The sequence below is a fragment of the Butyricicoccus sp. genome (genome assembly GCF_050872565.1).
Lineage (GTDB): Bacteria > Bacillota > Clostridia > Oscillospirales > Butyricicoccaceae > Butyricicoccus_A.
In genome coordinates, this window is sequence record NZ_JBNMHC010000294.1 from 1 (window position 1) to 2,846 (window position 2,846).

3 protein-coding genes are annotated in these 2,846 nt (G+C 49.9%); all 3 read right to left on the reverse strand.

Features of this window, described 5'->3' with window-relative positions; genetic code table 11:
* Positions 1-681, reverse strand: a 681-nt coding sequence (locus ACR0P9_RS10285) for an aromatic acid exporter family protein (protein WP_432619844.1), incomplete at its 3' end; no start/stop codon positions are given.
* Positions 682-858: 177 nt separating this feature from the next.
* Positions 859-2,487, reverse strand: coding sequence for a chaperonin GroEL (gene groL / locus ACR0P9_RS10290; protein WP_432619846.1), 1,629 nt, complete (start codon positions 2,485-2,487; stop codon positions 859-861).
* Positions 2,488-2,524: 37 nt separating this feature from the next.
* Positions 2,525-2,809, reverse strand: a complete 285-nt coding sequence (locus ACR0P9_RS10295) for a co-chaperone GroES (protein WP_432619848.1) — start codon at positions 2,807-2,809, stop codon at positions 2,525-2,527.
* Positions 2,810-2,846 lie beyond the last annotated feature (37 nt).

Below are 2,846 nucleotides of genomic sequence, written 5' to 3' on the forward strand. Positions count from 1 at the left end.
CTCAAAATAATCAATATAATACTCCGGATGAAAGTGAAACGTGTTGTCCTGATACTCATGTGCGTCTTTGATATAAAGTTCCAATTGGCGCTCCAGCGTACGGATATGTCCCCACAAATTATGCGACATCTGAAACTGAATCAAATAGGCAGCAAGCTCCAGCATGATTTGCTGCAATTGCTGTTCCACGGCACGCATATTGGCAATCAATTCTTTTTTGCGCTGGCCATTGTCATGGTACAGATTGAGTACCAAAGCAATGACAATGCCGATACAGACCAGCTTAAATTCATTTCCAATTGCCTGCATAGAAAAATCCTGTCCGGTAAACAGGTGCGCGCCAATAACCGCATTGACAGATACTGTCGCTGTCAATCCCAGCATAGCGGAAATGCAGACCAACAGGAACATAAATACGCCATATGCCGCGTAGGCATTGCCGACATGCAGGAAAATGCCCCAGGCAATAAAAATCGCGAGTACAAATGTCAGCACGCGAGATACAGACAGCTTGACGGTCTGCCATTTTGTCGTCATCAGCGTCAGCATGGTAATTGTACCCGCAGAAACATCATGCGACAGGCCCAAATGCCGCGCTACAAAAATCGCTAATGTACTGCCCAATGCGATTTTTGTGCTCAACAGCAGGATTTTCTGTCCTTGTCTGCGATATTTTTTCAAAAGTTGTTTTCCTCTCTCTCTCATCTCACAGCTCCGTTCTAAAAAAGAAATAAATTGGTTCTATTCTACCACATTTTTAACACAATAGAAACAAGAAAAACAAAAAATCAGGCATCAACTCGAAAGTCGATGCCTGATTTATATGAAAGTCAGAAATATTTGCTTGGATGACTCAGATTAGTACATACCGCCCATGTCCGGAGCTGCCGGAGCTGCTGCCGGAGCCGGCTCCTTGATGTCGGTTACAATGGACTCGGTGGTCAGTACGGTAGAAGCAACCGATGCAGCGTTCTGAAGAGCAGAACGGTTTACCTTGGTCGGGTCTACGATACCGGATGCGATCATCTCGCAGTAGGTCTCAGAGTAAGCGTCGAAGCCATAGCCAACCTTGCCAGACTCACGAATCTTCTCCAGAACAACAGCGCCGTCAATGCCAGCGTTTGCAGCGATCTGACGAATCGGCTCCTGCAGAGCCTTAACAACGATGTTGACACCAGTCTTCTCGTCGCCTGCTACATCAGCAGCAACAGCCTCAACAGCCGGAACAGCGTTTACATATGCAACACCGCCGCCTGCTACGATGCCTTCCTCAACAGCAGCACGAGTAGCGTTCAGAGCATCCTCAACGCGCAGCTTCTTTTCCTTCATTTCGGTCTCAGTAGCAGCGCCAACCTTGATAACTGCAACGCCGCCAGCCAGCTTAGCCAGACGCTCCTGCAGCTTCTCGCGGTCGAAGTCAGATGTGGTGGTCTCGATTGCATGACGGATGTTTGCTACACGAGCCTTAATCGCCTCAGCATCGCCCTGACCGTCAACAATAACCGTGCCTTCCTTGTTGACCTTTACCTGACGAGCACGACCCAGCATAGCCATGGTGGTGTCCTTCAGTTCCAGACCAACCTCTTCGGAGATAACTTCGCCGCCAGTCAGAACAGCGATGTCCTTCAGCATCTCCTTGCGGCGATCACCGAAGCCCGGAGCCTTAACAGCAACGCAGGTGAATGTACCGCGCAGCTTGTTAAGCAGCAGGGTGGACAGTGCTTCGCCTTCCAGATCCTCTGCGATGATGAGCAGCTTCTTGCCGGTCTTGACAATCTGCTCCAGCAGCGGCAGGAGATCCTGAATGTTGGAAATCTTCTTATCGGTAATCAGGATAACAGCGTCATCCAGAACAGCTTCCATCTTCTCGGTATCCGTCACCATGTACGGCGTGATATAGCCGCGGTCAAACTGCATACCTTCTACGATTTCAGAATAGGTCTCAGCGGTCTTGGACTCCTCAACGGTAATAACGCCGTCAGCGGAAACCTTCTCCATAGCCTCAGCAATCAGCTCGCCGATGGTCTCATCGCCGGAAGAGATAGCAGCAACACGAGCGATGTCGTCAGAGCCCTTGATCTTCTCAGAGTTCTCCTTGATGGCATTGATTGCGGTCTCTACGCCCTTTGCAATGCCCTTACGCATAATCATCGGATTTGCGCCAGCAGCAACATTCTTCATGCCCTCGCGGATGATAGCCTGAGCCAGAACGGTAGCGGTGGTGGTGCCGTCGCCTGCCAGATCGTTGGTCTTGGTAGCAACTTCCTTTACCAGCTGTGCGCCCATGTTCTCAAACGGATCGTCCAGTTCAATGTCCTTTGCGATGGTTACGCCATCGTTGGTGATGAGCGGAGCACCGAACTTCTTGTCCAGAACAACGTTGCGGCCCTTCGGACCCAGAGTTACCTTTACCGTATCAGCCAGCTGGTCTACGCCGCGGCCCAGTGCACGGCGAGCTTCCTCGCCGAAAAGAATCTGCTTTGCCATAATACAATAGCCTCCTAATTATTGAGTCATTTTACAATTAGTCTACAACAGCCAGAATATCGTTCTGACGAACAATAATCAGTTCCTCGCCGTCGATCTTTACTTCTGTGCCGGAGTACTTGCTGGTGATAACCTTATCGCCAACCTTGACCTGCATAACAACTTCCTTGCCGTCTACAACGCCGCCAGGACCTACAGCCAAAACTTCTGCGATCTGCGGCTTCTCCTTAGCAGAACCTGCCAGAATGATTCCGCCTGCGGTGGTCTCTTCTGCTTCGACCATCTTGATGACAACGCGGTCAGATAAAGGCTTGAGCTTCATAATAAAATCCTCCTAAGATGATGAAATACAAATTCAG

Bases quoted from the DNA above. Each gene is read 5' to 3' on its own strand.
- groL (WP_432619846.1), bottom strand. From the start codon at position 2,487: ATGGCAAAGCAGATTCTTTTCGGCGAGGAAGCTCGCCGTGCACTGGGC.
- ACR0P9_RS10295 (WP_432619848.1), bottom strand. From the start codon at position 2,809: ATGAAGCTCAAGCCTTTATCTGACCGCGTTGTCATCAAGATGGTCGAA.